This is a genomic window from Symbiobacterium sp., assembly GCF_040797425.1.
Taxonomy (GTDB): Bacteria; Bacillota; Sulfobacillia; order Symbiobacteriales; family Symbiobacteriaceae; genus Symbiobacterium.
On record NZ_JBFNEH010000101.1, the window covers coordinates 1 to 4,686 of the forward strand.

Annotated in this window: 3 protein-coding genes; all 3 read right to left on the reverse strand. The window is 68.0% G+C overall.

The window, feature by feature from the left end:
• Positions 1-177: 177 nt before the first annotated feature.
• Complete coding sequence (glyS, locus tag AB2385_RS16620; protein WP_367656130.1) at positions 178-2,280, reverse strand: glycine--tRNA ligase subunit beta; 2,103 nt, start codon at positions 2,278-2,280, stop codon at positions 178-180.
• On the reverse strand, positions 2,273-3,256 hold the full coding sequence (glyQ, locus tag AB2385_RS16625; RefSeq protein ID WP_367656131.1) for a glycine--tRNA ligase subunit alpha: 984 nt from the start codon (positions 3,254-3,256) through the stop codon (positions 2,273-2,275). The genes glyS and glyQ overlap by 8 nt, the downstream gene beginning before the upstream one ends.
• 268 nt (positions 3,257-3,524) lie before the next feature.
• A partial coding sequence (locus AB2385_RS16630) for an acyltransferase (protein ID WP_367656132.1) occupies positions 3,525-4,686 on the reverse strand: 1,162 nt, incomplete at its 5' end.

Sequence of the window (4,686 nt, forward strand, 5' to 3'; positions counted from 1 at the left end):
CGTCCTGCTTTTTTCAGCAGAAATGTTGTGGCCTACCAACGAAAACTTTACTCACTCCTCCATTCTTTCGCTATGTGTCCTGGACCCTCTCTGGCGGAAAGGGGCCCCCCGAGCACCACCGTCGAGACGGAAAGCCCGCCGGCCAGCGCCGGCGGGCTTCAACATCCCGATATGCAGCTACCCCTGCAGCTTGCTCAGGTCCGCCGGGGCGGAGAGCAGCGCGCCCAGGGCCTGAAGCAGGGCGTAGCGGTTGGCGCGCACCTGGTCGTCCTCCACGTTTACCCGCACGGTGTCGAGGAAGGCGTCCACCGGTGCCTTCAGGCGGGTGGCCAGGCGGTAGAAGGTCAGGTACTCGCCGGCGTCGTAGGCCCGCTTCATCTCGGGCCGCAGGTCGACGAAGGCACCGTAGAGATCGCGTTCCGCCGCCTCGGTGAAGCGCGCGGGGTTGATGTCGGCGCTCACCGCGCCCGCCTCGTTGGCCTTGCCAGCCAGGTTGGCCACACGCTTGAACGCGCCGGTGACCGCGGCGAAGTCGGGCTCCGCCATGGCCGCCGCCAGCGCCTCGGCCCGGTGCACCGCGTCCGTCACGTCCCGGCAGCCGGCGGCCAGCACGGCGTCGATCACGTCGTACCGCACCTCCCGCTGCTCCAGCAGCACCTTCACCCGGGCCCGGAAGAACTCCATCAGGTCGCTCAGCACCTTCTGCGCCTCGCTGCCGGAGAGATGGTACTGCTCGATCGCCAGCGAGGCCAGCGCCGTCAGGTCGACCCGGATGCCGTTCTCCACCAGGGTCTGCACCACGCCCTGGGCGGCGCGCCGGAGCGCAAAGGGATCCTGGGAGCCGGTGGGGATCAGACCGATGGAGAAGTAGCCGGCCAGGGTGTCCAGCTTGTCGGCCAGGGCCACCACGATGCCCGGGCGGGTGCGGGGCAGGTCGTCGCCGGCGCCGCGGGGCAGGTAGTGCTCGTAGATCGCCTCGGCCACCGCCGGGTCGCCGCCCTCCTTCAGGAGGTACTGCTTGCCCATGTAGCCCTGCAGCTCCGGGAACTCGAAGACCATCCGGGTCGCCAGGTCGGCCTTGCAGAGCCAGGCCGCCTTCACCGCCTGCTCCTGCTCGACGGGGGTGAGCTCCAGCGCCTGGCCGATCGCCCGGGCCAGCGCCACCAGCCGCTCCACCCGCTGGAACTGGGTGCCCAGCTTCTCCTGGAAGACGGCCTCCTTCAGCTTGGCGTTGTAGGCCTCGAGGGGCTGCCGACGGTCCTCGTCCCAGAAGAAGCGGGCGTCGGCCAGCCGGGCCGCCACCACCTTCTCGTTGCCGGCCCGGACGATATCGATGTGCTCCAGCCCGCCGTTGCGCACCCCGATGAAGTAGGGCAGGAGTTCATCCGACTCCTCGTCCCGGTACACCGGGAAGCAGCGCTGGTTCTCCTTCATGGTGGTCACCAGCACGGCGGAGGGGACCTCCAGGTACTCCGGCGCGAAGGAGCCTGCGAAGGCGGTGGGCTGCTCCACCAGCCAGGTGACCTCGTCCAGCAGCGCCTCGTCCCGGCGCACGTGGCCGCCGATGCGGGCGGCCTCCGCCGTCACCTGCTGCCAGATCACCTGCTTGCGCACGCCCTGGTCCACCATCACGTACCCGGCGGCCACCTTCGCGAAGTAATCGTCGGCGTTCTTCACCGGGATCGGCTCAGCCGGACCCAGCACCCGGTGGCCCCGGGTGGTGGTCACCGTCTCGATGCCGTCCACGCTGAAGGGTACCCGCTCCTCGCCCAGCATGGCCAGGATCCACTTGATCGGGCGGGCGTAGCGGATCTCGCGGTCGGCCCAGCGCATGGCCTTGGGCCAGTGGATCGAGGTGACGAGGCCGGCCAGGAGCGGCGGCAGCACCTTCTCCGCCGGCTCGCCCAGGATGCGCTTACGGGCGTAGACGTACTCGCCGCCCTTCTCGTCGGCCCGCACCTCCAGGTCCGCCACCGCCACGCCCTGGCCTGCGGCGAACTTCTGCGCCGCGACGGTGGGGTTGCCGGCCGCATCGAAGGCTGCCTTCCTGGGCGGCCCCTTCACCTCCACCTCGACGTCGCGCTGCATGAGCGCCAGGTTGCGCACGTAGAGCACCAGGCGGCGCGGCGTGCCGAACACGTCCGCCACTTCGTAGTCGAGACGGGCCTCGGCCAGGGCCTTTTCGGCGTTCTCCTTCAACTGCTCCAGGGCCGGTGCGCAGAACCGGGCGGGGATCTCCTCGGTGCCGATCTCTAGGATGAGGTTGCGGGTCTCAGCCATTCTGGTTCCCTCCTTCCGCGGTCTCGGCCGCGCCCTTGGGATCGGGCCCGACGGCGTGCGCCCCGGCGCCGTAACGGGACGCCCAGGTGGGCCGCTCCGCCAGCGGCTTCAGCAGCGGGAAGCCCAGCGCCTCGCGCATCTCAATGTACGCCTTGGCCGCGGCCCGGCAGAGGTTGCGCACCCGCAGGATGTACCCCTGCCGCTCGCTCACGGCGATGGCGCCGCGGGCGTCCAGCAGGTTGAACGTGTGGGAGCACTTCAGGATGTAGTCGTAGGCCGGATAGACGAGCGGCGGGTCCAGGGCAAGGAGCCGCTTGGCCTCCTGCTCGTACATGTGGTAGAGCTGGAAGAGCATCTGCGGGTCGGACTGGTCGAAGTTGTAGACCGACTGCTCCCACTCCGATCGCTCGAAGATGTCGCCGTAGCGGAGGTCCTTGTTGTACATGATGTCCCACACGTTGTCGACGCCCTGAATGTACGAGGCCAGCCGCTCCAGACCCAGGGTGATCTCCACGGAGACCGGCTTGCACTCAAAGCCGCCCACCTGCTGGAAGTAGGTGAACTGGGTGATCTCCATGCCGTCGCACCAGACCTCCCAGCCCAGGCCCCAGGCCCCCTGACTGGGCGCCTCCCAGTTGTCCTCCACGAAGCGAATGTCGTGCTTCCGGGGATCGATGCCGATGCGCTCCAGCATCTCCAGGTAGATCTCCTGGATGTTCTCGGGCGACGGCTTCATGATCACCTGGTACTGGTAGTAGTGCTGCATCCGGTTCGGGTTCTGGGCGTAGCGACCGTCGGCCGGGCGGCGGCACGGCTCGATGTAGGCCACGTTCCACGGCTCCGGGCCCAGCGCCCGGAAGAAGGTCTCGGGGTTGAAGGTGCCGGCGCCCTTCTCCACGTCGTACGGGTGCCGGATCACGCACCCCTGCTCGGCCCAGAACTTGTCGAGCGTCAGAACCAGGTCCTGAAAGTACATCTGCTGTCCTCCTTCGCGTCGGGAATCCGATGCGAAAAGGCTCCCGCCCCGGGCCACACCTCACACGTGGCCAGGGACGAGAGCCTGTGCGTGCTCCCGCGGTTCCACCCTGATTGGCACCTCTGGCGGGCGCCCACCTCTGACGGTATGCGGCTCACGCTCCCGGGCGCCCTTCCCCGCAGCCCGCCCGCCCTGCTTGCACCGGATGCAGGGCTCTCTGTGGGGCCGACCCACGGGTACTCCTCCCGTTCCTCGCTAGCAATAGATGCTAGCAACCGGGGGCAGGCCTGTCAAGGGGGGCGGGCCCCTCCACGGGGACGCGCCGGGGGGGCCTGATCCCGATCAGCCAGTGGCCCATGGGCACCCTGGCAATGAGGCTCACGGCCAGGTAGGAGAGCGCCAGCACCAGCAGCAGGTTCAGCGCCAGATAGACCAGGGCCCCGATGTTGAGTGTGTCAAGGAATTTCCTGGTGAAGTGCATGATCAGCGGGTGAATGAGGTACACCCCAAACGAATACTGGCGGATCACTCCCACCGCCCGGGCGATGAAGGCGGAACGCTCGCAGAGGACCGTGCCGAGACCGATGATGGCCAGCACCACGACCAGCGCATAGGCGTACACGCTGGGGCGAAGAACCGTCGCCACGTCTGACAGCCTGCCCACCTGCACATAGGCCTGAAACTCCCGGAGCACCCACACCAGGAGCGGCGCGGCCAGGAGGAGCAGCGCCCCCCAGTACCGGCGGAGCTCGCGGCTGGCTGACTCCCACCGGGTGGCGAGCCAGGCCCCCAGGAAGAACGGCCCCAACCACCAGAGCAGCACCCGCGCCCGGTATGGCCACAGGGTGCTCAGGATGTTCCCCACATCGAACCGGACGGCGGGGAACGAGAGGACGATGACCAACCCGTTCACAACCAGCGCGGCGACGGTCACCGGTCCGAGCCAGCGGCTGCGGGCCAACGGCCTCACGAAGGGGAAGAGCAGATACCACTGGGCGATGGGGATAAAGAAGTAGAAGGTATACACCGCACTGGCTGTCGCCAGCGCGTGTAAGAACCCCGGAATCAGGCCGTCAAAGTTCTGTTCGACGATCCGGAAGAACAGGAAGTACACCAGCGTCCAGGCCACATAGGGAATGCCCACGGCCTGCAGCCGGCGGAGCAGGTAGCGCCGCCAGGAGAAGTCCTGGCGCTGACCGTAGGCGTAGAACATTCCCGCCCCGCTCACCATCAGGAAGGCCGGCAGACCCACCCGGCAGGCCTGGTTCAGGAACCCGGCAACCGCGTATCCCAACGAATCCGGCGGTGCACCCAGCAGCGTGGCGGCCGATACGTGGATGATCACCACGCACACGGGGGCCACCACGCGCAGGAGGTCCAGCGGAACCAGGCGCGCCCGTGCACCAGCAGCGGCAGATGAAGCTTGTGAC

Coding starts and splice junctions, on each gene's coding strand:
- glyS (WP_367656130.1), bottom strand. CDS start 2,280: ATGGCTGAGACCCGCAACCTCATCCTAGAGATCGGCACCGAGGAGATC.
- glyQ (WP_367656131.1), bottom strand. CDS start 3,256: ATGTACTTTCAGGACCTGGTTCTGACGCTCGACAAGTTCTGGGCCGAG.